Genomic DNA, 23,512 nt, shown 5'->3' with positions numbered 1-23,512 from the left:
TTCAGTTGAACTGCAGGTTGTCGGCAAAGCTGACCGAGGAGACCAGCGCCTGCCTGACCGTGTCCGGATTGAGCCTGAGCTTGGCGATCTGTTCCTGCATCGCCGAAGGGTCGAGGCGCTCGCAGGCGATCGCGAGATCCAGGAAAGGCTTGTACATGCCTTCGCCGTGCAGCAACGCGTCGGTGATCGCCTCAGGCAGGTTCATCTCGGCGAGAACCGCTTCGATCGAAGTGCCGAGCAGGATGTGGATCAGCGAGAAGGCGCCGGTGATGAAGAGGTTGTCCACGTCGCGCTTGTCGACGAACTGGGCGCCGACCAGCTCCATGAAGCGGCCGCGGGCAATCGCGGTCTGCATCAGCGCCGGCGCGCCGGGGTCCTTGCTCGCCGACACCAACAGAAGCGACAGCCACTTGTTCAGCTTCTCCATGCCCAGGATCGTCACCGCATGGCGGAAAGACTGAACCTCGACCATCAGGCCGAAGCCGGGCGAATTGATGTAGCGGAGCAGCTTGTAGGACAAGGCCACGTCGAGCTTCAGCGCCGCTTCGATCTCGCGCGTCTCCGCTTCGTTGCGCACGAGGTTCAGCAGCCGGATGATCTGGGCATGGGACGCCGAAAGCTCCTTGGCCGGCGGCACGCCGTGCAGGAAGAACCACCCCGAAGCGCCGTCATAGCCGTTGCGCACGGCCGGAGTGAAGGCCGGCAGATCGGCCAGTCCGGTCGCGATCGAGATTCCGTGCAGGCCGGCAGGCTGGGGCAGCTTGCCCGCATCGGCGAGCACGAAGCGGAAATCGATTCCGGGCGGGATCTCGATTCCCGGCTGGTACCAGGACAGGCACAGGTTGATGCCGGCGGCCTGCAGCTGCGGAATCAGCGCGCGGGTCTGCTCGAAGCGCAGCGCGGGCGCCGGAATCTCGACCATCGTGTTGGGCGGCGGCTCCCAGCTCATCAGCTCGGCGGTCGGCACGAGCCGCCCCAGGCTCAGCAGCACCGTATGGGCGCTGGGCCACTGATCCTTCAGGCCATTGAGCGCCTCGACGGCGTCGGCGACGCTCGCGGCATGAACGAAGAGGCGGTTCGCGGTGATCGCACGCTGTTTGTTGACGACCGGCTCGCGGGTAATCAGGACGGCTTGATTCATGAACGACAACCTTTTGCGTCAGGAAGCACTGTCGGCGGCGAAGCTGAAAGTATCAGCGAAAAAACCGGTCTCGGGCAAAGCGCACTGCGCGGCAAGGTCGGCCCTCGCCGCGTCGACCATCGCCGGAGCGCCGCAGACATAGACTTCGTGGGCGGAGAGATCGGGAAAGTCCTCGACGACCGCGCGGTGGACGAGGCCGGTGCGGCCGGACCAGGAGGCATCGGAAGAGTCAGACAGCACGGGCACATAGCGGAAATCGGGCAAAACCCCTTCCCAGGAGCGGGCGAGCGCGTCGAGGTAGAGGCCGGAGAGATCCCGCGCGCCCCAGTACAGAGCGACCGGACGGCGGATTCCGGAGGCGATCATGTGCTCGACGATGCTCTTGATCGGCGCGAAACCGGTTCCCCCGGCGATCAGCACAATCGGCTTGTCGCCCTCGCGCAGATAGAAGCTGCCCAGCGGACCTTCGAAGCGGAGCAGGTCGCGCACCTTCAGCGAATCGAAAATCTGTCCGGTGAACTCCCCTCCGGGAATGCGGCGGATATGCAGCTCGAGTTCGCCGGCATGTTCGGGCGCGCTGGCGATCGAGAAGCTGCGGCGGCGTCCCCCGGCGATCAGGAAGTCGAGGTACTGCCCGGCCTGGAAGCGAAAGTTCTCGCTGGGCGGCAGCTTGATCTTCAGCACGATCACGTCGTCGGCGACCCGCTCGATCAGCTGAACCCGGCTGGGTAGCTTGACGATCGGGAAGTCGGTGTTGCGGGAGGCTTCGCGCACTTCGATCAGCAGATCCGAACGGGGCTGGGCGCAGCAGAGCAGAGCGTAGCCTTCGTCGCGTTCGGCCGCACTCAGGCTCGTCTCGGGCGCATCGCCCAGGTCGACCTCGCCCTCGACAACCCGGCCCTTGCAGGCTCCGCAGGAACCGTTGCGGCAACCGTAGGGAAGGTTCAGCCCGGCGTTGAGCGCGGACTGGAGAAGGTTTTCGGCCTCATCGGCGGGATACTGGAGACCGGAAGGCTGGACTTTGACCTGAAACGACATGACGATGGTTTTGGCGTATAGCGATGCGATAATCCAGCGATGTTAGCCCAACCGATTCCCGAACGCAGGCGCGGCGCCGTCAAAAGCCGCATTCTGATCGTCGGCAGCGGCGATCTCGCCCGCCGCACGATCCCGCGCCTCGCCCGTCGCGCCACGGTTTTTGCGCTGTACCGCCGCCCCGAAGCCGCGGTCGGGCTGCGCGCGCTCGGAGCCATTCCGGTTCCCGGCGACCTGGACCGGCCCGGGAGCCTGAAGCGCCTCGCCGGCCTTGCCGACGCGGTGTTGCACTTCGCGCCTCCGCCGCCGGAAGGCGAGGCGGACCGCCGCACCGCCCGTCTGCTCGCCGCGCTCGCGCGCGGCGGCCGCTCTCCGGGGACGCTCGTCTACGTCAGCACTTCGGGCGTCTATGGCGACTGCGCGGGCGAACTCGTCGCCGAGACCCACCCGCTGAACCCGACGACGCCCAGAGCCCGCCGCCGCGTCGACGCCGAAACCCGGCTGCGCCGTTTCGCCCCCCGCCGCGGCTGCCGCCTCGCGATCCTCAGGGCGCCGGGCATCCACGCCGCCGACCGCCTGCCCGCCGAGCGGCTCGTGCGCGGCGACCCGGTCCTCGTCGAAGGCGAGGACGTATTCACGAACCACGTCGATGCCGACGCACTGGCCGGCCTCGCCATCACGGCCTTGCACCGGGTGAGAGGGCTTCGCGTCTACAATGCCTGCGATGGCGTGCATCGGAAGATGGGCGACTACCTGGACGCGGTCGCCGATTTCCTGGGCTTGCCCCGGCCGCCGCGCCTCTCCCGCAGCGAGATCACCAACAGGCTCTCGCCGCTGAGCCTGTCCTTCCTGTCCGAGTCGCGCCGGCTCGATGCGGGCAGGATAGTCCGCGAGCTGCGCTGCCCGCCCCCGGCCGATTTTCTGGCCCGCCCCGAACACAGAGAGACCCACGATGACTGAACACTTCTTCTCCCCCTGCCCGCGCGGCCTCGAGACCTTTCTGGTCGATGAACTCAAGGCGCTGGGCGCCGACAATGTCGCCGATGTCCCCGGCGGGGTCTCGTTCTCGGGCGACTGGGCGCTGTGCTGGCGCGCGAACCTGGAGAGCCGGATCGCGACCCGCGTGCTGTGGAAGGCCGGCGAGGACTGGTATCGCAGCGAGGACGACGTCTATCAGCTCGCCCACCGGCTCCCGTGGGAACGCTGGTTTTCCAAGGACATGAAGCTGAGGATCTATGTGACGGCGAGCCGCTCGCCGCTGAAGAGCCTGAACTTCGTGACGCTGAGGATCAAGGACGGAGTCTGCGACCGCTTCCGCGAGGAGCGCGGCACCCGCCCGTCGATCGACACGCGCCAGCCAGACGTGCGCATCCACGCCTTCCTGACCGCCGACCGCGCGACGCTCTACCTCGACACTTCGGGCGAAGCGCTGACCCGCCGCGGCTTCAAGCGCGCGAAGGTCGAAGCGCCGCTGAAGGAGAACCTCGCCGCCGGCATCCTGAAACTTTCCGGTTGGGAACCGGGCCAGACCCTGCTCGATCCGATGTGCGGCAGCGGCACTTTCGCGCTCGAAGCGGCGATGATGGCGCTGGACATCGCTCCGGGAATCGGCCGCAACTTCGGCTTCGAGAAGCTGACGAGCTTCGATGCCAGGCAGTGGAACCGGATCCGGACGATGGCCGAACAGCGCCGCCGCCGCACTCCGGAACTGAACATCTACGCGTCCGACATCGATCCGCAGCAGGTCGCCAATGCCCGCGCCAACCTCGCCGCCGCCGGGCTCGAAGAGCTCGTGCACTTCGACGAAGGCGATTTCGTGACGCTCGAAGCACCCGCCGCCGAGGGCGTGATCGTGACCAACCCACCCTATGGCGTGCGGCTCGGCGACGAAGAGGAACTTCAGGCCTGGTACCCGCAGGTCGGCGACCACCTGAAGCGCGCTTTCGCCGGATGGCGGGCCTACCTCTTCACCGGCGACCCGGCGCTGCCCAAGCGCATCGGTCTGAAGGCGAGCCGCCGCACGCCGCTGATGAACGGCGACATCGAGTGCCGGCTGCTCGAATACCGGATCGTCGCCGGCAGCAACCGCGACCGGCAGTGAGTTGCCCCCCTCTCCCTAGATAGAGAGGAAAGGTAGGGTGGATTCGCCCCGAAGGGGCAATCCGCCACAACGGTGCGTGGCGGTGGTTTGCCTGCGGCGAAACCACCCTAAGGCCGGGAGAGGAAGCGAGCACCACGCAACGCGGCAGAGGATCGCCGCAGTAGTTTTACGCCACCCTGTCAATCCCCGAACAGGCAGCGCACCTTGCCCTCCTGTTCGGCAAACTGGGTCAGCAGCTCCTGCTGGTGCGCGAGGTTGCGGGTTTCGACTTCGAGCACGACTTCGCACTGACCGACCGGGACATGCAGCTCGCCGCGCCGGTGTTCGACGTGACGGACGTTGATACCCAGAGCCGCGACGTTCCTGAGCAGGTTCAGCAGATGGCCGGGGCTGTCCGGAATCGTCACGCCGACGCTCATCAAGCGTCCGCTCGACGCGAGACCGTAGTCGATCGAGCGGCCAACCAGAGGCATGTCGACGTTGCCACCGGAGACCACGACGACCGCGTGATCCTCGGACGAAAGCTTGACCTTGCCGTGCATCAGCGCGGCGAGTCCCACCGCGCCGGCCCCCTCGGAGATCGTCCGGGTGCGCTCCAGCGTCGCGACGATCGCTTCGGCGATCGCGTTGTCGTCTACGGTGACGATCTCGTCGACATAGCGGGCAATCACCGCTGAACTCAGCCGCCCGGGTGCCTTGACCTTGATCCCGTCGGCGATCGTGTGCGCGCCGGCCGCGACCGCGGCGTAAGTACCGTCCTTCAGGAAGGAGCGGAAAGGCGAGACGTTCTCGGCCTGGACGCCGATCACACGGATGTCCGGCCGCTGCAGTTTGAGCGCCAGCGCGATGCCCGAGAGCAGACCGCCCCCGCCCAGAGGAACGATCGCAACGCTCATCTGCGGGCAGTCTTCGAGCATCTCGATGCCGCAGGAAGCCTGGCCGGCGATCACATTCCAGTCGTCGTAGGGGTGGAGGAATGCGTAGCCGCGCTCCTCCGCGATCCGGTCGGCCTCAAGCTTCGCCTGCTCTATCGTCTCGCCCGAGAGCACGACTTCGGCCCCCATCCTGCGGCAGGACTCGATCTTGGTCAGCGGCGCACTGAGCGGCATCACGACCGTCGCGGCAATGCCGACCCGGGAGGCGGCACGCGCGACGCCCTGGGCGTGGTTGCCGGCCGACAGCGCGACGACGCCGGGCAGATCGGTCCGGGTTTCGAGCAAGCGGCGCAGCACATTGGTCGCGCCGCGGACCTTGAACGAACCGGTCCGTTGCAGGTTTTCCATCTTCAGCGAAACCTGTGCGCCGAGCTCATCGGACAGCACTTCATTGCGCCACAGCGGCGTGCGCAACACGGAATCGGCGATGTCGCGGGCGACCGCGCGCAGGCGGTCGAGGTCGGGGATATCCCCGGACCACAAAGGAGATTGGGCTTGGCTCATGGCGGCTCTTCAGGACGGCGGGAACCGGATCACGGCGACCACCGCAGGGGGAAAGCTCACGATTGTCAGGCTGCCGGGCCTCGCCGACAAGTCAGCGATGCGACAAGGCCTTATAGTGGCGGGCTTTTCCGAACTACACGCCCCAAGATGAGTCCCATCCCCTCACCTGATCCGCTCGCCGGTGGCCGCCGCCACCGCTGGGCCGCCGCGCTGCTGAAGCTGGCCGGCTGGCAGATCGAGATGACGCCACCGCCAGTGCCGCGCTCGCTTTTGCTTCTCTATCCCCACACCTCGTACTGGGACTTCGCGATCGCGATCCTCGTCAAATGGAGTATTGGCTGGCCGGCGAGCTGGATCGCCAAGCACACGGTCTTCCGCGGGCCGCTCGCCCGGATCCTGCGCAGCTGGGGCGGCATCCCGGTCAACCGCCGGGCGCCGGGAGGCTTCGTCCGCGAAGTCGCGGAAAAACTGACGGCACGCGAGACCGTGATCCTGGTCATCGCCCCGGAAGGCACCCGCCGCTACCAGCCGCACTGGAAGGCCGGCTTCATGAGGATTGCACTGACCGCCAACATGCCGGTCGGCCTGATGGCGATCGATTACAAGACGCGCCGCATCACGCTCAGCGAATACCTGTGGATGACCGGCGATGAAGAAGCCGACATGGCCCGGATCGCGGCCGGCTATGAAGGGGTCGTCGGTCGCAACCCGTCCCTGGCCAGCCCCATCCGCCTGAACTAACCCGCCAGCACCTCGCGCAGTCTATCCAGGCTGCGCGTCAGCGTCTCCGTCTGCATCCGGCAGGCCGGCACGTCGCCTTCGCGCGCCGCATTCTCGAGTTCGAAAGCCGCATCGCCGACGCGCTCGAAGCCCGCGCTGCGAGCCCCCCCCTTGATCCGGTGGGCGAGAAAACGCACCGTTTCAAGATTCCGGGTATCGAGCCCGGAGCGCAGCTCGGAGAGGTCGTCGAGCGAAGCATCGATGAAGCCGTCGGCGATCCCGCGCGCCCGCTCGACCGACCCGACCAGTCCGGCCAGATAGGCCAGAAGCGCCGCACTGTCGCCCTCCTCCTCGCCGACTTCGACCAGCTCGTGCTCGGGCGGCTCTTCCGGTTCGCAGCCGAGCAGCCTGAGCACCTCGTACAGCGCGTCCAGCGTCATCGGCTTGAGCATGACCCGGTCCATCCCGGCCAGCAGGCAGGCGCTGGTCGCGACCTCGCTCGCATCGGCGGTGACGCCGACGATCGGCGTCGCCGCCAGGCCCCGGTTGCGCTCACGCAACCTCATCCGCGCCGCGAGGCTGACCCCGTCTTCGCCGGGCATTCGGTAGTCGAGCAGGACCGCCGCGAAGGCATCGATGCAGAAAGCCTCGAAACCGGCCTGCGATTCGCCGACCGTGATCGCGTCGAACCCGAGCAGAGCCAGAAGCTCTTTCGCGACACGCAGATTCAAGGGTTCGTCATCGATGACCAGTACCCGGCGCCGGGGGGGCTCTTCCTTGGCATCGGCAGCGGGGAGGCTCTCGGACGCGGGGGCGAGCGCACGCTCCAGCGCGTGGCGCAGACGCGTCGGCAGCAGAGGCAGCGCGCCCAGCCTGACCCACCCGTTCCGGTCGCGCGCGAGACCAGGCTCGCGCTGCAGGATCACCCCGCATCCCCCGGACTCGGGAGCGCCATCGGTCAGCGTCAGTCGCTCGCCTTCTTCGACGACCAGGGCGCCCCATGAATGCAGCCAGGCCAGGCACTCGGAACGCCAGAACGGATCGCTGACCCGGCAACGGACCGCGATTCCTGAAAACGGCTCGGAGCTGGACTGAGAGGGCAGACATTCCGCGTCGAGCGTGAAGCGAAAACGACTCCCCTGTCCAACGACGCTGTCCAGCGTTATCTGCCCCCCCATCACATCGGAGAGCGCCCGGCAGACCGCCAGCCCCAAGCCTGTGCCGGGCGAGCCCGGTCCCCCCAGCGACTCGAAGGGACGGAAAACCCGGCTCTTCTCATCGGGAGCGATACCATGGCCGCTATCCTCGACGTCGATCACCAGCTTCCAGCGCTGCGGCGAGAGCGCGAAACCATCGATGCGCAGGCGCACGAAGCCCTTCTCCGTATAGCGGATCGCATTGGTGATGAAGTTGGCGAGGATCTGCCTGAGCCGCAGCGAATCGAGGGAAAGCAGCGGCAGATCGGGCGCGACCGCCAGTTCGAAGGCGAGGCCGCGCTCGGCAGCCAGCGGCGCGAACATCGACGCCAGATCCTCGGCGGTCGCCAGCGGATCGCTGGGCTGAAGATTCAGGCGCAGCCGGCCCGCCTCGGCGCGGGCAAAGTCCAGCGCGTTGTTCAGGATCGCCAGCGACATCCGCGCCGAACGCGCGACAACGCCGAGCTGGTAACGCTGATCCTCGGCGAGCCGGGAGTGGGTCAGCGAGTCCACGAGGCCGATCACGCCGTTCATCGGCGTGCGGATCTCGTGGCTCAAGGCCGCGAAAAAAGCCGCCCGGTCTTCGGCGGCCTGGAGCGCCCGATCCCGGGCATCGATCAGCGCGACCTCGGCACGCTCGCGGCGCGCGACTTCAGCTTTGAGCAGGCGGTTGGCGAGCACCATCCAGACGATCACCAGCACACAGAGGGTCAGCAGAGGCCAGCCATAGCCGAGCATGAACATGACGAAACCGCTCGAAGCGTCCGCTTCCCAGGCTCGCGCCTGGCCGTCCGCGAGCCACAGAGTGCAACAGGCGACAGCGGCAGCAAGGACGATGATTCGACGCGACAAGGGAGTTCTCCGATCCGTTCGACGACACTGCGCAACAGTGCCGGGCGGATGATAACGCCATAGTCAGCCCGGGCAGAGCACGGGGCACGGAGGGCTGAGCTAGAATTGCAGACTTTGTCACACGGCAGAACGCGCTCGTCCGCCGTCCGCCCAGAGGAGCTGAGATCGTGAGTGTTCTGTCCCCGATTACCGAAATCATCGAAGAGATCCGCGCCGGCCGCATCGTCGTGCTGGTCGACGAGGAAGACCGCGAGAATGAAGGCGATCTCGTCCTCGCCGCCGAGCACGTCACGCCCGAAGCAATCAACTTCATGGCCCGCTATGGCCGCGGCCTGATCTGCCTGACCCTGTCGCAGACCCGCTGCAAGCAGCTGGGCCTCGAACTGATGGTCAAGGACAACCGCTCGCAGTTCGCGACCGCCTTCACGACCTCGATCGAAGCAGCCGAAGGCGTGACCACCGGCATTTCGGCCCAGGACCGCTCGCGGACCGTGGCCGCCGCGGTGGCCCGCAACGCGACCGCCGACGACATCGTCCAGCCCGGTCACATCTTCCCGCTGATGGCTCAGCCCGGAGGCGTTCTGATCCGCGCCGGCCACACCGAGGCGGGCTGCGACCTCGCCCAGCTCGCCGGTCTGGAGCCGGCATCGGTGATCTGCGAGATCCTGAAGGACGATGGCACGATGGCCCGCCTGCCGGATCTGCTCGAATTCGCCCGCGAACACGGACTCAAGATCGGCGCGATCCGCGACCTGATCCAGTACCGCGCCCACTCCGAAGCGCTGATCGAACAGGTTGCCGAGAAGCCGCTGGCGACCGCTCACGGTCTGTTCCAGCTCCACGCCTTCGCCGACAAGGTCTCTGGCGAAGTGCATCTGGCCCTGGCCCATGGCAAGATAGAGGCCGGCCAGGAGGCTCTGGTCCGCGTCCACGAGCCGGTCTCGGCGCTGGACTTCCTCGATCCGGCCGGCAGCCCGCACAGCTTCGGCATCGACGATTCGCTCGCCCGGATCGCCGCGCACGGCAACGGCGTGCTGATCCTGCTGCGCCGTCACGAGAGCCGCGACGACATCGCCGAGCGGATCCGCTCGGGCGAGCGCAAGCCGGCAGCGAAGTGGGATCCGCGCATCTTCGGTATCGGCGCGCAGATCCTGCGCCGGCTCGGCGTCGGCAAGATGAAGCTGCTCGCGAACCCGCGCAAGATGCCCAGCATGGCCGGCTTCGGACTCGAAGTGACCGGCTATGTGAGCCCCGATCAAAAATGATTTGCTCGCACCGGAGCGCGCGTTCGACGCGTGGTTCGGTGCAACACCGCAAAGGCACTCAAGTGCCCGCAACAAGGAGGCAAAAATGCCCCGCTTTGAAAACATCCCTGAGTTCGAACCTTCGCTCGACGGCAAAGGCCTGCGCGTCGGCGTCGTGATGAGCCGTTTCAACATCGACATCTGCGAAGGCCTGCTCTCGGCCTGCGTCGGTGAGCTGCAAGAGCGCGGAGTCGCCGAGCGCGACATCCGGATCGCGACCGTCCCTGGCGCGCTGGAGATCCCGCTGGTGCTGCAGACGATGGCCAAGTCAGGCCGCTACGACGCGCTGGTCGCGCTCGGTGCGGTAGTCCGCGGCGAGACCTACCACTTCGAGATCGTCTCGAACGAGATGGCCGCCGGCATCAACCGGATCGGCCTGGACACCGGCATCGCGATCGGCAACGGCGTGCTGACCACCGAGGACGACGATCAGGCTGTGGCACGGATGGCCCAGAAGGGCCGTGACGCGGCTCAGGCGGCGATCGAGATCTGCAATCTGAAGAAGGCGGTGCTCGCATGAACGAAGCCAAAAAAGCCCCCAAGACTCCGCGCCGCCTCTCGCGCGAGCTGGCTCTGGCTGGCCTCTATCAGTGGCTGCTGTCGGGCAACTCGATCCCGGTGATCGAGGAAGTGCTGCAGAACGGTGAGGAAACCCGCGACGAATGGGCGCGCGCCGACCGCGGCCTGCTGCTCGCGCTGCTGCGCAATGTGTCCGAACGGACCAGCGAACTCGAAGCCGAATTCCTGCCTTTCCTCGACCGTCCGGTTGGCGAGCTCTCGCCGATCGAACGCGCGGTGCTGTGGCTGGGCACTTACGAGCTCAAGCTGTGCCCGGAGACGCCTTACCGCGTCGTCATCAACGAGGCGATCGAGCTGGCCAAGAACTTCGGCGGCACCGACGGCCACCGCTTCGTCAACGGCGTGCTCGACAAACTCGCGCCGCAGCTGCGCGCGGTCGAAGTCGAAAACGCCCGCAAGAACCCACCCAAGAAGCGCTGAACGCGCTCCCGCTATCGCCATGCCCTCTGAATTCGCTCTGATCGCCCGCCACTTCGTCCGTCCGACCGATCACAGCGAACTGGGCATAGGTGACGATGCCGCGCTGATCCGTGCCCGCCCGGGCATGGAACTCGCGATCTCGACCGACATGCTGGTTTCGGGAACCCATTTCCTGCCCGGCACCGACGCCCACCTGCTGGGCTGGAAGACCGCTGCGGTCAATCTGTCCGACATCGCCGCGATGGGCGGCGAGCCGCGCTGGATCACTCTGGCCCTGGCCCTGCCCGAAGCCGATGAGGCCTGGGTCGCGGCGCTCGCCGACGGCTTTTTCGAGTGTTGCCAGCACTTCGGCGTCGACTGGATTGGCGGAGACACGACGCGCGGTCCGCTGAACCTGTGCGCGACCGTCTTCGGCGAGATTCCTCAAGGCCTGGCGATCCGCCGCAGCGGCGCCGTCGCCGGCGACGACTTGTGGATTTCCGGCACCCCCGGCCTCGCCGTACTGGGCCTGGAAGCGCTGTTCGGCCACCTCGAACTGGCCCCCGAATGGCAGCGGACCTGCCTCGCCGCGCTCGAACGCCCCCAACCCCGGATCGCTCTGGGTCGGGCGCTGAGAGGCCACGCCCACGCGATGCTCGACGTCTCCGACGGGCTGGCCGGAGATCTGGGGCACATCCTCGAATCATCGGGAGTCGGCGGGACACTCGATCAGGCCGCCCTTCCTCTGGCCGGCCCGCTGGCCGCCTGCGGCGATGCGGCACTTGCACTAGAGAAAGTCCTGTACGGCGGCGACGATTACGAACTGATCTTCGCCGCGCCTCCCGCCGAGCGGGCATTCCTGATGCAACTCGCCGCCGAACTCGCGCTGCCCTTGCACAGGATAGGCGTCTGCGAAACGTCCCCCGGGCTTCGCCTCGCGATGAGCGACGCATCCCTTCGCCCTCTTCGCCCCAAAGGCTTCGACCACTTCGCATGAACCGTCCTACCCTGACCCTGATCGCGACCGCGCTGTTCTGGGCCGCCATCTGGTGGCCTTTCCGGCAACTGGCTGGCGCCGGTCTCGCCAGCAGCCAGGCCTGCCTGCTGATCTTCGGCAGCGGCGCAATCGCGGCGCTGATCGCTGCAAAGGGGCGACTGCCTTCGATCCGTCGCGCTCCCGCGCTTCTCGTCGCCGCGCTCGCTTCGGCCCTCTGCAACCTTGGCTACAACCTCGCCGCGATCCACGCACCGGTCATGAAAGCCGTGCTGCTGCTCTACACGTCGCCGCTGTGGACCGTGGCCCTGGCCTGGCTGCTGATGCGCGAACGGCCCGGCGTACGGGGCGGCTTCGCGCTCGCGCTGTGCGTGCTTGGCGCGGCGCTGATGCTGTACCACCCCGAGCTCGGCTACCCGTGGCCGGCCTCGGTCTGGGAATGGGTGGGCCTGGGCGCGGGCTTCGCGTTCGCGCTCTACAACGTGATGACGCGGGCTCTACCGCGCGGCGACGAGAAGGAGCGGGTCGCGCTGATCTTCGTCGTCGAAGTTCTGCTCTCGGCGCTCTGGGCTGCCCCCGCCGGCGATTTCGCACCAATCTCCGCAGCTCTGCTGGCTCTGGGCATCGCGACCGGAGTCGCAATGTGGATCGTCATCTCCGCGATGCAGTGGGGTCTGCAGCGATTGCCGGCTAATCACGCAGCGGTGCTGATGAGCTCCGAGCTCGTCTTCGCGGCGCTGCTCTCGTGGTGGCTGGCCGGCGAGGCTCTGAGCCCACGCGAAGGCCTGGGCGCGGCGCTGATCGCCTGCGCCGCGCTCGCGTCGGCCTGGCAGCCTGCCCCACCCGCACCCAAGCCTGCTAGGATCGCGGCATGACCCAACCCAGCCCCCGCTTCCTGATCGCCCACCCTGCCCACTTCCTCGCGCTGGGTTTCGGTTCGGGCCTCGCGCCGAGAGCGCCCGGAACCTTCGGCACTCTGGCGGGCTGGCTGCTCTACCCGCTGATCCGCCCGCTGTTCGGCGAGTGGCAATTCCTCGCCTTTCTCGTCTTCGGCGTCGTGCTGGGCAGCTTCGCGATCGGGATCACCGGCCGCAAGCTCGGCGAGATCGACCACGGCAGCATTGTCTGGGACGAGATCGTCGCGATCTGGCTCGTGCTCTTCTTCACACCCGCCGGCTGGCTGTGGCAGCTGGCCGCTTTCGCGCTCTTCCGCTTCTTCGACATCCTCAAACCTCCGCCCGTGCGACAGTGTGACGCGCGCCTGAAGAACGGCTTCGGCGTGATGGCCGACGACCTTCTGGCCGCCGGCTACGCGCTGCTGGTTCTGGCGATACTGAAAAGGATACTGGGCTGATGGACTACGAACTCGAACAGCTCTCGCGCGATGTCGGCGACTGGCTCGCCGCCCGCAGCTTCGTGCTCGCAACTGCGGAATCCTGCACAGGAGGCTGGATCGCCGAAGTCGTGACCGCGACATCGGGAAGCTCGGCTTGGTTCGATCGCGGCTGGGTCACCTATTCGAACGAAGCGAAAGAAGAAATGCTCGGCGTCCCCGCCGAAATCCTGGCCAGCGACGGCGCAGTCAGCGAAGCGGTGGTCCGGGCGATGGCCGAAGGCGCGCTGATCCATTCGCGCGCCAGCCACACGGTCGCGGTTTCCGGGGTCGCCGGCCCGAGTGGCGGCTCGGACGAAAAACCAGTCGGAACGGTCTGGATCGCCTGGGCCGCCCGCGGCGAAAAGACGCGGGCCGAGCTCCACCATTTCAATGGCAAGCGCGAAGAAGTGCGCCAGCAGACGGTCTGCCGCGCGCTGCGCGCGCTGTGCGGCGAAGCATGAGCACGATCGTCCGCGCCGAGCTGAACCGCCCCGAGCATGCGACCGCGCTCGTGACTCTGCTCGACGCCTACGCCCGCGACCCGATGGGCGGAGGAGAGGGCCTCGCTGACGAGGTCAAACAGAGACTTCCCGGCGCGCTCGCCGCGCGAGCCGGCACTCATGTGCTGATCGCCTTCGAAGAGGGGGAGCCCGCCGGAATCGCGGTCGCCTTCGAGGGCTTTTCGACCTTCGCCTGCGCGCCTCTGCTGAATCTGCACGACTTCGCGGTGCGCCCCGAATTCCGCGGCCGTGGCATAGCCCGCGCGCTGCTCGAAGAGCTCGCCCGCCAGGGTCGCGAGCTCGGTTGCTGCAAGCTGACGCTCGAAGTGCTGGACAAGAACGTTCCTGCGCGCCGCCTCTACCGCGCCAGCGGCTTTGCCGACTATGCGCTCGACGGAGCTTTCGGCTGCGCACAGTTCATGCAGCGCTGGCTCTGAGCCCCTGACGCAGAGCGGTGCTCTGCGAAACCCCACTGCAGTTCCCACGGCTGGCTTTGCACAGCCAGCCGGCTACAGAGGCACGAAACAGTGTTTCGTGAATTCCCTCCTTCGCCCACGGTCGGCTTTGCACAGCCAACCGGCTTTAGCGGCGCGAAGCAGTGCTTCGCGAAACCCCGCTGCAGTTCCACGGCCCGATTTGCACATCGGGCCGGCTTTAACGGCGCAGAGCAGTGCTCTGCGCCGTTAAAGCCCCCACTTGGACATCAGGGTCTGGGGAACGCCGATCTGATCGAGAATCCGTGCGACGACGAAGTCGACGATGTCGTCAAGACTCTGCGGATGCGTGTAGAAGCCGGGAGAGGGCGGCAGGATCACGACGCCCATCCGGGCGAGCTTGAGCATGTTCTCGAGGTGAAGCGTCGAAAACGGCGTCTCGCGCGGCACCAGAACCAGGGTGCGGCGCTCCTTCAGGCAGACATCAGCCGCCCGTTCGATCAGGTTCGCCGACAAACCCGCCGCGATCGACGCCAGAGTGCCCATCGTGCAGGGGCAGACGACCATCGCATCGGGCGGATTGGAGCCTGACGCGACTGGCGCGAACCACTCTTCGCGCCCATAGACGGCGAGCTGATCCTGCGCGATACCGAAGCGCTCAACAAACATCGCCTGGACTTCGGCGGGGCGCGAGGACAGTTCGAGGTCCATCTCCTGCCGCGCGACGATCTGCGCCGCCTGGGAGTAGAGCAGTTCGACCCGCACTCCGGTCGCCAGCAGGCATTCGAGCAGGCGGATGCCGTAAGGCATTCCGGAAGCACCGGTGAGGGCGAGAGCAATGCGGCGGGTCATGGTCGAGAGCCTGTCGTGCGGGTGAGCGATTGTAAGCGCTAGGGCCGCGGCGGGGACACAGACTTGTCATCATTGTTGCGAATGATTATCATTTGCGCGTCTTCTGCCGGCCGGCAACGACACCTCAGTCAAACTCAGCAATGGAACCGACCGTGCGTCCCTCACACACCCTCACCGCAATCGCCTCCGCATCGCTTCTCACCCTCTCCACGACTTCCCTCGCTGGCGAGGAGGCTTCGAGCGAAGTCATCACGATCACCGCGAGCAAGGTTTCGCGCGAAAAGAGCTATGGCGGGACGAGGGCGCGCAGCGCGACCCGCTCTGATGCGGATCAGCTCGACATCCCGCAGACCGTCACCGCCCTGCCCCGCCAGGTGCTCGACGACCAGGCGGCCCGTTCGCTGCAGGACGCGCTGCGCAACGTGCCGGGGGTGGGCTTGAGCACCGGCGACGGCCAGCGCGACCAGGTTTCGATCCGCGGCTTCACCGCGATCGGCGATCAGTTCATCGACGGCTTCCGCGACGACGCGCTGTACTTTCGCGACCTGTCGAACATCGAGGAAGTCGAGATCATCAAGGGACCGGCTTCGGTGCTCTACGGGCGGGGTTCGTCGGGCGGCATGATCAACCGCGTCAGCAAGAGACCCGGCGTCGATCGCAGCGAGATCGCGCTGAGCATCGGCAGCTGGGCCGACAAGCGCGGCGAGTTCGACCTCGCCCGCAAGGGTGAAAAGCTCTCCTGGCGGCTGACCGGCGCGCTCGAGGACGCCGATTCCTATCGCGACCAACAGTTCCTGAAACGTCAGGCGATCGCGCCCTCCCTGCTCTATCAGATCGACGCCGACACCCAGCTTCTGCTGCAGGCCGACTATCTGAAGGACAGGCGCCTGACCGACTTCGGCATTCCGTCCTATCAGGGGCGCCCCGTCGATGTCGATCCGTCCCGCTATTACGGCGCCGCGAACGCGGCGGACGCCGACTTCTCCGAATCGGAAGTCGCATCGGCAAGCGCGACGCTGAGCCACAGGATCAACTCCAGCCTGTCGCTGCGCAACGCACTGCGCAGCTATCACTACACGCTGGACCGGGCGAACACAACGACGGGCTCGGTCGATGAACAGGCGAAGACCGTCAGCTTCAACCGCGGCGCGGTCAGCCGGGCCGAATACGGTTTCTTCAACCAGACCGAGCTGACGCAGAAGTTCGCGCTCGCCGGCACCCATCACGAAGTGCTCTACGGCATCGAGCTGGGCCGGCAGAGCAAGGACACGATCACTTATTCGCAGAGCAAGGTCGCGACGACCGACCTGTTCAATCCTGTCCTGCCGGTGCTGCCCCGCGCGGTCAGCGGCAAGCCGAGCGCCGACAACCGCGCGCTACTGACGACAACCGCGTTCTACCTGCAGGATCAGCTGAGCCTCGCCAGCCACTGGAAAGCGCTGCTGGGACTTCGCTACGACCGCTTCGAACAGCAGACCGACGACCGCCGCGTCGGCCAGAGCGACCTCGCGCGCACCGATCACACCGTGAGCCCGCGCGCAGGGCTCGTCTGGCAACCGACCGCGCAGCAGTCCTGGTATGCCGCCTGGAGCCGCTCCTTCCAGCCTTCAGCCGAGAGTTTCGCACTGGCGGCCAACAATGCCGACCTGGCGCCGGAAGAGACGACGAACAGCGAAATCGGTGCGAAATACGAACTGTTCGGTGGCGCAGCCCTGCTCGGCGCATCGCTGTTCCGGCTGGAGCGCACGAACATCAAGACGGTCGATCCAGCCAACAGCACCAAACTGATCCCGGTCGGCGTCCAGCGCACGGACGGCTTGGAGCTCTCCGCCCAGGGCGATCTGCAGGGCGGCTGGCAGATCCTCGCCGGTTACGCCTACATGGACGCAAAAGTCATCGAATCGACCGCGACCGACGCAGGCCAGCCCGTGCAGGGCAAGCGCGCGACGCTGACACCGCGGCACAGCGGCAACGTCTGGCTGACCAGAGCCTTGTCGGAGCGTTTGAGCCTGGGGGGCGGCGTCAACTACGTCGGCGATCGTTTCGCAAACACCGGCAACACGGTCACTCTGCCCAGCTATACGACGGCCGACCTGATGGCGCGCTATGCGCTCGGCGCCTGGCAGCTCCAGTTCAACCTGAACAACCTGTTCGACAAGCGCTACATCGTCGCCGGTCATGGCAGCAATGCCAACCTGAACCTGCCCGGAGCACCGCGCAACGCATCGCTGACTGCTCGGCTGCGCTTCTGAGCCGCGCCGGGACAAGGCCTGGCTGCGCTCAGCGGAAAACGACGGTCTTGTTGCCGTGCACGAGCACGCGGTCTTCGACGTGATAGCGCAGACCGCGGGCCAGCACGGCCTTCTCGATGTCCTTGCCGTAGCGAACCATGTCATCGACCGAATCGGAGTGATCGACGCGGATTACGTCCTGGTCGATGATCGGTCCCTGGTCGAGGTCGGCCGTCACATAGTGACAGGTCGCACCGATCAGCTTGACGCCGCGCGCATGAGCCTGGTGATAGGGCTTGGCGCCGACGAAGCTGGGCAGGAAGCTGTGGTGGATGTTCAGAATTTTCCCCGGGTAGGCACGGCACAGCTCGGGAGAGAGGATCTGCATGTAGCGGGCCAGCACCATGCAGTCGCCGCGCACATCCTCGAAAATCCGTTGCACTTCGGCGTAGGCGGCTTCCTTGTTGTCGGGCGTGACCGGAACATGGTGGAAGGGAATCCCGTGCCACTCGACGAATCCGCGAAAAGTGTCGTGGTTCGAGATCACGCAGGGAATCTCGATGTTCATTTCCTTGCTCTGCCAGCGGGCCAGCAGATCGTAGAGGCAGTGCTCCTGGCGACTCACCATCAGCACGACCCGCTTCTTGACCGCGCTGTCGCTGATCTTCCAGTCCATGCCCAGAGCCTCGGCGATCGGCGCGAAGCGCTCGCGCAGCTCGGCGAGCAGGAAGGGCAGCGAGTTGGCACGGATCTCGATGCGCAGGAAATAACGCTTCTCTTCGTGATCGGTGTGCATGCTCGATTCGAAGATCCAGCCGCCGTGCTCGGCGATGAAACTGCTCACTCGGGCAACGATTCCCGCCTGATCGGGACAGGAGGCGGTCAGGGTATAGAAACGCGGGGTGTTCATGGTTTGCGAAATCCGTTCAGGCAGGCAAGCTTCAGATCCGGGCCGCCGCTTCGTCGATCAGCCGACGCAGCTCAGCATAGCTCCTCGCGACCGGGAACTGCGGGAATTCGCGGATCACGTTCTCGGGCGGATGAACCAGGATCCCGGCCTCGGCCTGACCCAGCATCGCGGTGTCATTGTAGGAATCGCCGGCCGCGATAACCTTGAAGTTCAGGCCCTGGAAGGCCTTGACCGCGGCCCGCTTCTGATCGGGCATGCGCAGGTGGTAGTCAACGACCCGTCCCGCGGCATCGGCTTCGAGGCGGTGGCAGAACAGCGTCGGCTCGCCGAGCTGGACCATCAGCGGCCGCGCGAACTCGTAGAAGGTATCGGACAGGATCACGACCTGATAGTGCTGACGCAGATCGTCGAGGAAGGCTCTCGCGCCCGCCATCGGCCCCATCTCGCCGATCACGGCCTGGATGTCGGGCAAGCCCAGCTTGTGCTCGGCCAGCAGACCGAGCCGAAACTTCATCAGCTTGTCGTAGTCGGGCTCATCGCGGGTCGTTCGGCGCAGCTCGGCGATGCCGGTGCGTTGGGCGAACTCGATCCAGATCTCGGGAACGAGCACGCCTTCCATGTCGAGGCAGACAATTTTCACGGGTTTTCCCTGGCACTAGGGGTGGAATCTACCCATTCTATCAGCCCAGCCGGCCAAAACTGCCCAACCCGCTCGGCTCACTGGTAGTGAATGTCGCAGCTGCCGTGGCGCGAGACGTCGCGCACGCGCGGCGAGCCGCCCACCGTGATGTCGCCCGAGCCCCCGCAGCGAAGGATCACCTTCTCGCTCGCCCACAGCCTCACATCGCCCGAACCGGCGAGATTGGCACCCGCCACTTTCGCCTTCAGATCAGCGAAGCGGATGTCTCCCGATCCCTTCAGGCGGGCGCTGAGCCCATCGACAACACCTACCGCGCTCAGATCTCCCGAGCCGGCCAGCTCGGCGTTCAGAACCCCGGCCTGGACATCGTTCAGCACGACGTTTCCTGAACCTCTGAGCGCGACCGAAAACTCCGCTCCCCTGACCCCCTGGACCTTTAAGTCCCCGGATCCCGTCAAACGGACGTCCACCAGCGTCGGAGAGCTCACTGAAATCGTCAGCTTGCGCGAACCAACAGACCAGGACAGCCAGGACTTGCGGGTGCTCAGCTTGAGCACGCCCGCCGAATTCTCGATCTGCAGATGCTCGAGCAATTCCTGATCGCCTTCGGCGTGAAGCCGGGCGTGCGGCCCGGCCTGCCAGACGACATCGAACGGAACACTGGAATCGATCCGCGCGAAATTCTCGAGCGGGCGATCCAGCACAGCCGCCTGGGCAAGCGACATCAGCAACACCAGAGGTAGCGCGAACAGGCTTTTCATTTTCACTCCAGGGGAAAAGGCCTGGCAATTGTCGCGCCGTCTCTGCGCCGGCATGTGTCGCCCGATACTTTGCGTTACCGAAGCGCTCAAACGATATCGAGATTCTGGATACCCGCCGCCAGGTCGCGATCCGAGTGCCGGCTGTTCAGTTTGATCTGCAGGCGCAGGTCGTTGATCGAATCGGCATTGCGCAGCGCGTCCTCGTAGCTGATCAGCTCGTTCTCGTACAATTCGAACAGCGACTGGTCGAAAGTCTGCATACCCAGTTCGCGCGAGCGCTTCATCAAATCCTTGATCTCGGCGATCTCGCCCTTGAAGATCAGGTCGGCGATCAGCGGAGAATTGAGCAGTACTTCAACCGCCGGCACCCGCCCCTTACGATCCTTCAATGGCAACAGGCGCTGCGAAACCATGCCGCGCAGGTTCAGCGACAAGTCCATCAGAAGCTGCTGGCGGCGGTCTTCGGGGAAGAAGTTGATGATCCGGTCGATCGCCTGGTTGGCGCTGTTCGCGTGCAAGGTCGCCAGACAGAGGTGGCCGGTCTCGGCAAACGCAACCGCATAGTCCATCGTTTCCCGGTCGCGGATTTCGCCCATCAGGATCACGTCAGGCGCCTGACGCAGCGTGTTCTTCAGTCCCGCTTCCCAGCTATCGGTATCGATACCGACTTCGCGCTGGGTCACGACGCAGTTCTTGTGCGCATGGACGTATTCGATCGGATCTTCGAGCGTAATGATGTGGCCGAAGCTGTTCTCGTTTCGGTAGTCGACGAGGCCGGCGAGCGAAGTCGTCTTGCCGGTGCCAGTGCCGCCGACGAAGATCACGAGGCCGCGCTTGGACATCGCGATATCCTTGAGCACCTGGGGCATGCCCAACTCGTCGAGCGTCGGAATCTTCTGCGCGATCGTCCGGCAGACCATGCCGACCCGACTCTGCTGAACAAAGGCATTGGTCCGGAAGCGCCCGATCCCGGCCGGGGAGATCGCGAAGTTGCACTCCTTAGTCGATTCGAACTCGGCCGCCTGACGGTCGTTCATGACCGAGCGAACCAGTTCGGCCGTGTGCTGCGCGGTCAGGACCTGATTGGACTGGGGCACGATCTTGCCGTCGACCTTGATCGCCGGCGGGAAACCCGCGGTGATGAAAAGGTCGGAGCCGCGCTTGCTGATCATCAGCCGCAGCAGGTCGTGCATGAATTTGAGTGCCTGATCGCGTTCCATTTTGCCAATCCTGTTCTATTGCGCCGCGAGCCCACGCCCGGACGCGGGCTCTATCAGCCCGGGAAGTTGTCCTTGTTGGCCGCGCGCAAGCGCGCTTCGGCGACGCCAACGATATTGCGCTTGACGAGTTCCTGCAGGCACTGGTCCAGCGTCTGCATGCCGAAGTTCTGCCCGGTCTGGATCGACGAGTACATCTGCGCGATCTTCGCTTCGCGGATCAGGTTCCGGATCGCCGGGGTGCCGATCATGATCTCGTGCGCGGCGACCCGGCCCGAAGCGTCCTTCTTCTTCAGCAGAGTCTGCGAGATCACCGCCCGCAGCGATTCGGACAGCATCGCGCGGACCATTTCCTTTTCCTCGGCAGGAAACACGTCGATGATACGGTCGATCGTTTTCGCGGCCGACGACGTGTGCAGGGTACCGAACACCAGGTGGCCCGTTTCCGCAGCAGTCAGCGCCAGACGAATCGTTTCAAGGTCGCGCAATTCGCCGACCAGGATGATGTCCGGGTCTTCACGCAGCGCCGAGCGCAGCGCGTTGTTGAAGGAGTGGGTGTCGCGCGAGACTTCGCGCTGGTTGATCAGGCAGCGCTTGGACTCATGGACGAATTCGATCGGATCCTCGATCGTCAGGATGTGGCCGTATTCGTTCTCGTTGAGGTAGTCGACCATCGCCGCCAGCGTCGTCGACTTGCCCGAACCGGTCGGTCCGGTGACCAGCACGATGCCGCGCGGGTTCTGTGCGATGTCCTTGAAGATCTTCGGGCATTCGAGCTCTTCGAGGGTCAGCACCTTGGACGGAATGGTCCGGAACACCGCCGCCGCGCCCCGGTCCTGGGTGAAAGCATTGACCCGGAAACGCGCGAGGTTGGGCACGTTGAACGAGAAGTCGCACTCCCAGTTCTCTTCGAAAGTCTTGCGCTGGGAGTCGTTCATGATGTCGTACACCATGGCGTGGACTTCCTTGTGCTCCATCGGCGGAAGATTGATCCGCCGGATGTCGCCGTGGACGCGAATCATCGGCGGCAAACCGGAGGAGAGGTGAAGGTCGGAAGCCTTGTTCTTGACCGCAAAGGCGAGCAGCTCGGTGATGTCCATGACAGTATCCGGAAGCGAAGAGGCGGAGGACCCGGAGCGAACGCTATACTTGCGCTCCGGATTCGGAGATCCGAAACGATTATATGACAAGCATTTGCACCAATCTGCAAGCAGTTCGTCAACGCATCAAGGAAGCTGCCGAACTTTGCGGCAGGTCACCCTCTGCGGTGAGCCTGCTTGCGGTCAGCAAGACCTTCCCCGCCGAGGCGGTGCGCGAGGCAGCCGCGGCCGGTCAGCGCGCTTTCGGCGAGAACTACGTCCAGGAAGGGTCGGCCAAGGTCGAAGCGCTCGCCGACCTCAAACTCGAGTGGCATTTCATCGGCCCGCTGCAGAGCAACAAGACGCGGCTCGTCGCGAACCACTTCGCGTGGGTTCATTCGATCGACCGGCTACGCATCGCCGAACGGCTCTCGGCACAACGCGATGCGCACCTGCCACCGCTTCAGGTCTGCATCCAGGTCAATGTCAGCGGCGAGCAGTCCAAGTCCGGAGTCGCCCCCGGCGAGGTCGAGGAACTCGCGCTCGCCGTCGCCGCCCTTCCCCGGCTCACCTTGCGCGGCCTGATGGCGATTCCCGAGCCGAGCGAAGACCCCGCGGTGCTGGCCCGGCGCTTCGGCGAGCTCGCGCGTCTGCGCGATCAGCTCACTGCGCGCGGCCTCGCTCTGGACACGCTGTCGATGGGAATGTCGGCCGACCTCGAAGAGGCGATCGCGGGCGGCTCGACGCTGGTGCGCATCGGCAGCGCGATCTTCGGCTCCCGCCCCTCTCCCGTTTCGGCCTAAACCCGGGCACACTCCAGACCTGAGCCCTCCGGGCACAGGACAGACAACAGGAACAACAAGGAGACTGAACGATGCTGGGAGGGCTGATGACACTGATCGTCGATGCGGCGGCAGGCTTTTTCACGATGATGCTGCTGACCCGCGCGCTGATGCGCTGGTTGAGGATCTCGTTCATCACACCGCTGGGCCAGTTCATCCTCGCGACGACGGACTGGGCCGTCGTGCCGACGCAGAAACTGCTGCCGACACACCCGGGTCCCAGTCTCGCCTGCTGGCTTCCCGCCTGGCTGATCCAGGTCGTCGCCGCGCTCCTGCTCGGCGCCCTGGGCGCCGGGATCGGCAATCCGGTCGCGCTGCTGAGCGCAGCCGCGCTGGTCGGCAGCATCGGGCTCGTCACCTGCCTGTTGCAGCTCGTGATGCTGGTCGTCATCGTCAGCGCGGTGCTGTCCTGGGTCAATCCCCATGCCCCGGTCGCGCCTTTCTTCCGGGCTCTGGCAAGGCCCTTCCTCGCCCCGATCGCACGCCGCCTGCCGCTGGTCGGCGGAGTTGATCTGTCGCCTCTGGTCGTGCTGCTGATCATCCAGATCCTGCTCTACCTGCTTGCCAACTTCCGCGTCGGCCTGCGCGGTTTCATGTTCTGATGGACTGGCTGCACCAGAACAAGGACGGCTGCGCGAGCTTCCTGCTCCACATCCAGCCCGGCGCGAAGCGCACCGAAATCGTCGGCCTGCACGGCGATGCGCTGAAGATCCGGCTCGCCGCGCCTCCCGTGGACGGCAAGGCCAATACCGCGCTGATTGCCTTTTTTGCCGCGCAGCTGGGCGTTCCACGCAGCGCGGTGAGCCTCGAAACGGGTGCCGCCTCGCGGCGCAAACGGATCTCGGTCCAGGGGGCCAGCGAAGCGTCGCTCGCAGCGCTGCAGGCTCGCGTCGAAGCAGGCGAGCACTGAA

25 protein-coding genes are annotated in these 23,512 nt (G+C 65.7%); 15 read left to right on the top strand and 10 right to left on the bottom strand.

Features of this window, described 5'->3' with window-relative positions:
• Position 1: 1 nt before the first annotated feature.
• Together ACHFB9_RS01255 and ACHFB9_RS01250 are read right to left on the bottom strand one after the other, a co-directional pair.
• Positions 2–1,141 carry an EAL and HDOD domain-containing protein gene (locus tag ACHFB9_RS01255; protein WP_417069165.1) on the bottom strand — a complete coding sequence of 380 codons (1,140 nt, stop codon included), beginning with the start codon at positions 1,139–1,141 and terminating at the stop codon, positions 2–4.
• A gap of 18 nt (positions 1,142–1,159) precedes the next feature.
• Positions 1,160–2,179 (bottom strand): CDP-6-deoxy-delta-3,4-glucoseen reductase, encoded by a 1,020-nt coding sequence (locus ACHFB9_RS01250; RefSeq protein ID WP_417069164.1) that lies wholly within the window; start codon positions 2,177–2,179, stop codon positions 1,160–1,162.
• A gap of 39 nt (positions 2,180–2,218) precedes the next feature.
• Between ACHFB9_RS01250 and ACHFB9_RS01245 the strand changes: the two genes are divergently transcribed.
• Together ACHFB9_RS01245 and ACHFB9_RS01240 are read left to right on the top strand one after the other, a co-directional pair.
• A complete protein-coding gene (locus ACHFB9_RS01245) occupies positions 2,219–3,136 on the top strand; it encodes an NAD-dependent epimerase/dehydratase family protein (RefSeq protein ID WP_417069163.1) in 918 nt (305 codons plus the stop codon).
• Positions 3,129–4,277: a THUMP domain-containing class I SAM-dependent RNA methyltransferase gene (locus tag ACHFB9_RS01240; RefSeq protein WP_417069162.1), complete on the top strand. Its 1,149-nt coding sequence runs from the start codon at positions 3,129–3,131 to the stop codon at positions 4,275–4,277. Before ACHFB9_RS01245 ends, ACHFB9_RS01240 begins: the two co-directional genes overlap by 8 nt.
• A gap of 179 nt (positions 4,278–4,456) precedes the next feature.
• Here ACHFB9_RS01240 and ilvA read toward each other — a convergent pair whose 3' ends face one another.
• Complete coding sequence (ilvA, locus tag ACHFB9_RS01235) at positions 4,457–5,716, bottom strand: threonine ammonia-lyase (protein WP_417069161.1); 1,260 nt, start codon at positions 5,714–5,716, stop codon at positions 4,457–4,459.
• Positions 5,717–5,863: 147 nt separating this feature from the next.
• Between ilvA and ACHFB9_RS01230 the strand changes: the two genes are divergently transcribed.
• Positions 5,864–6,457, top strand: a complete 594-nt coding sequence (locus ACHFB9_RS01230) for a 1-acyl-sn-glycerol-3-phosphate acyltransferase (RefSeq protein ID WP_417069160.1) — start codon at positions 5,864–5,866, stop codon at positions 6,455–6,457.
• Here ACHFB9_RS01230 and ACHFB9_RS01225 read toward each other — a convergent pair.
• Positions 6,454–8,484 carry an ATP-binding protein gene (locus ACHFB9_RS01225; protein WP_417069159.1) on the bottom strand — a complete coding sequence of 677 codons (2,031 nt, stop codon included), beginning with the start codon at positions 8,482–8,484 and terminating at the stop codon, positions 6,454–6,456. The two genes, ACHFB9_RS01230 and ACHFB9_RS01225, sit on opposite strands and share 4 nt — an antisense overlap.
• A 167-nt stretch (positions 8,485–8,651) precedes the next feature.
• On the opposite strand from ACHFB9_RS01225, the gene ribBA reads away from it, so the two are divergent.
• From ribBA to ACHFB9_RS01185, 8 genes are all read left to right on the top strand, one after another.
• Positions 8,652–9,749 (top strand): bifunctional 3,4-dihydroxy-2-butanone-4-phosphate synthase/GTP cyclohydrolase II, encoded by a 1,098-nt coding sequence (ribBA, locus tag ACHFB9_RS01220; RefSeq protein ID WP_417069158.1) that lies wholly within the window; start codon positions 8,652–8,654, stop codon positions 9,747–9,749.
• A gap of 85 nt (positions 9,750–9,834) precedes the next feature.
• A complete protein-coding gene (ribH, locus tag ACHFB9_RS01215) occupies positions 9,835–10,308 on the top strand; it encodes a 6,7-dimethyl-8-ribityllumazine synthase (protein WP_417069157.1) in 474 nt (157 codons plus the stop codon).
• Positions 10,305–10,787 carry a transcription antitermination factor NusB gene (gene nusB / locus ACHFB9_RS01210; RefSeq protein WP_417069156.1) on the top strand — a complete coding sequence of 161 codons (483 nt, stop codon included), beginning with the start codon at positions 10,305–10,307 and terminating at the stop codon, positions 10,785–10,787. Before ribH ends, nusB begins: the two co-directional genes overlap by 4 nt.
• 19 nt (positions 10,788–10,806) lie before the next feature.
• A complete protein-coding gene (thiL, locus tag ACHFB9_RS01205) occupies positions 10,807–11,763 on the top strand; it encodes a thiamine-phosphate kinase (protein ID WP_417069155.1) in 957 nt (318 codons plus the stop codon).
• Positions 11,760–12,635, top strand: a complete 876-nt coding sequence (locus ACHFB9_RS01200) for a DMT family transporter (protein WP_417069154.1) — start codon at positions 11,760–11,762, stop codon at positions 12,633–12,635. The genes thiL and ACHFB9_RS01200 overlap by 4 nt, the downstream gene beginning before the upstream one ends.
• On the top strand, positions 12,632–13,114 hold the full coding sequence (locus ACHFB9_RS01195; protein ID WP_417069153.1) for a phosphatidylglycerophosphatase A: 483 nt from the start codon (positions 12,632–12,634) through the stop codon (positions 13,112–13,114). The genes ACHFB9_RS01200 and ACHFB9_RS01195 overlap by 4 nt, the downstream gene beginning before the upstream one ends.
• Positions 13,114–13,596 (top strand): CinA family protein, encoded by a 483-nt coding sequence (locus ACHFB9_RS01190; protein ID WP_417069152.1) that lies wholly within the window; start codon positions 13,114–13,116, stop codon positions 13,594–13,596. Before ACHFB9_RS01195 ends, ACHFB9_RS01190 begins: the two co-directional genes overlap by 1 nt.
• Complete coding sequence (locus tag ACHFB9_RS01185) at positions 13,593–14,072, top strand: GNAT family N-acetyltransferase (protein ID WP_417069151.1); 480 nt, start codon at positions 13,593–13,595, stop codon at positions 14,070–14,072. The genes ACHFB9_RS01190 and ACHFB9_RS01185 overlap by 4 nt, the downstream gene beginning before the upstream one ends.
• A 246-nt stretch (positions 14,073–14,318) precedes the next feature.
• Here the strand turns inward: ACHFB9_RS01185 and ACHFB9_RS01180 are convergent, their stop codons facing one another.
• Positions 14,319–14,921, bottom strand: a complete 603-nt coding sequence (locus tag ACHFB9_RS01180; RefSeq protein ID WP_417069150.1) for a flavin prenyltransferase UbiX — start codon at positions 14,919–14,921, stop codon at positions 14,319–14,321.
• Between the two features lie 152 nt (positions 14,922–15,073).
• On the opposite strand from ACHFB9_RS01180, the gene ACHFB9_RS01175 reads away from it, so the two are divergent.
• Complete coding sequence (locus ACHFB9_RS01175) at positions 15,074–17,173, top strand: TonB-dependent receptor (RefSeq protein ID WP_417069149.1); 2,100 nt, start codon at positions 15,074–15,076, stop codon at positions 17,171–17,173.
• Positions 17,174–17,201: 28 nt separating this feature from the next.
• On the opposite strand, the gene purU is transcribed toward ACHFB9_RS01175, so the two are convergent.
• The 5 genes from purU to ACHFB9_RS01150 all read right to left on the bottom strand — a co-directional run bounded on the left by purU (position 17,202) and on the right by ACHFB9_RS01150 (position 21,780).
• A complete protein-coding gene (purU, locus tag ACHFB9_RS01170) occupies positions 17,202–18,062 on the bottom strand; it encodes a formyltetrahydrofolate deformylase (RefSeq protein WP_417069148.1) in 861 nt (286 codons plus the stop codon).
• A 31-nt stretch (positions 18,063–18,093) separates the two neighbouring features.
• Positions 18,094–18,702: a bifunctional phosphoserine phosphatase/homoserine phosphotransferase ThrH gene (thrH, locus tag ACHFB9_RS01165; RefSeq protein WP_417069147.1), complete on the bottom strand. Its 609-nt coding sequence runs from the start codon at positions 18,700–18,702 to the stop codon at positions 18,094–18,096.
• Positions 18,703–18,779: 77 nt separating this feature from the next.
• Positions 18,780–19,463, bottom strand: a complete 684-nt coding sequence (locus ACHFB9_RS01160; RefSeq protein WP_417069146.1) for a head GIN domain-containing protein — start codon at positions 19,461–19,463, stop codon at positions 18,780–18,782.
• 86 nt (positions 19,464–19,549) lie between these two features.
• Positions 19,550–20,683 (bottom strand): PilT/PilU family type 4a pilus ATPase, encoded by a 1,134-nt coding sequence (locus tag ACHFB9_RS01155; RefSeq protein WP_417069145.1) that lies wholly within the window; start codon positions 20,681–20,683, stop codon positions 19,550–19,552.
• Positions 20,684–20,736: 53 nt separating this feature from the next.
• Positions 20,737–21,780, bottom strand: coding sequence for a type IV pilus twitching motility protein PilT (locus ACHFB9_RS01150; protein WP_417069144.1), 1,044 nt, complete (start codon positions 21,778–21,780; stop codon positions 20,737–20,739).
• Between the two features lie 83 nt (positions 21,781–21,863).
• On the opposite strand from ACHFB9_RS01150, the gene ACHFB9_RS01145 reads away from it, so the two are divergent.
• The 3 genes from ACHFB9_RS01145 to ACHFB9_RS01135 all read left to right on the top strand — a co-directional run bounded on the left by ACHFB9_RS01145 (position 21,864) and on the right by ACHFB9_RS01135 (position 23,511).
• Positions 21,864–22,562, top strand: a complete 699-nt coding sequence (locus ACHFB9_RS01145; protein WP_417069143.1) for a YggS family pyridoxal phosphate-dependent enzyme — start codon at positions 21,864–21,866, stop codon at positions 22,560–22,562.
• 86 nt (positions 22,563–22,648) lie between these two features.
• On the top strand, positions 22,649–23,203 hold the full coding sequence (locus ACHFB9_RS01140) for a YggT family protein (RefSeq protein WP_417069142.1): 555 nt from the start codon (positions 22,649–22,651) through the stop codon (positions 23,201–23,203).
• Complete coding sequence (locus ACHFB9_RS01135) at positions 23,203–23,511, top strand: DUF167 domain-containing protein (RefSeq protein WP_417069141.1); 309 nt, start codon at positions 23,203–23,205, stop codon at positions 23,509–23,511. The genes ACHFB9_RS01140 and ACHFB9_RS01135 overlap by 1 nt, the downstream gene beginning before the upstream one ends.
• Position 23,512 lies beyond the last annotated feature (1 nt).

Origin of the sequence: Niveibacterium terrae (genome assembly GCF_048213115.1) — a bacterium.
GTDB lineage: Bacteria > Pseudomonadota > Gammaproteobacteria > Burkholderiales > Rhodocyclaceae > Niveibacterium > Niveibacterium terrae.
Note: the sequence above shows the minus strand (reverse complement) of the source record. Positions and strands in the feature narration are given on the sequence as shown.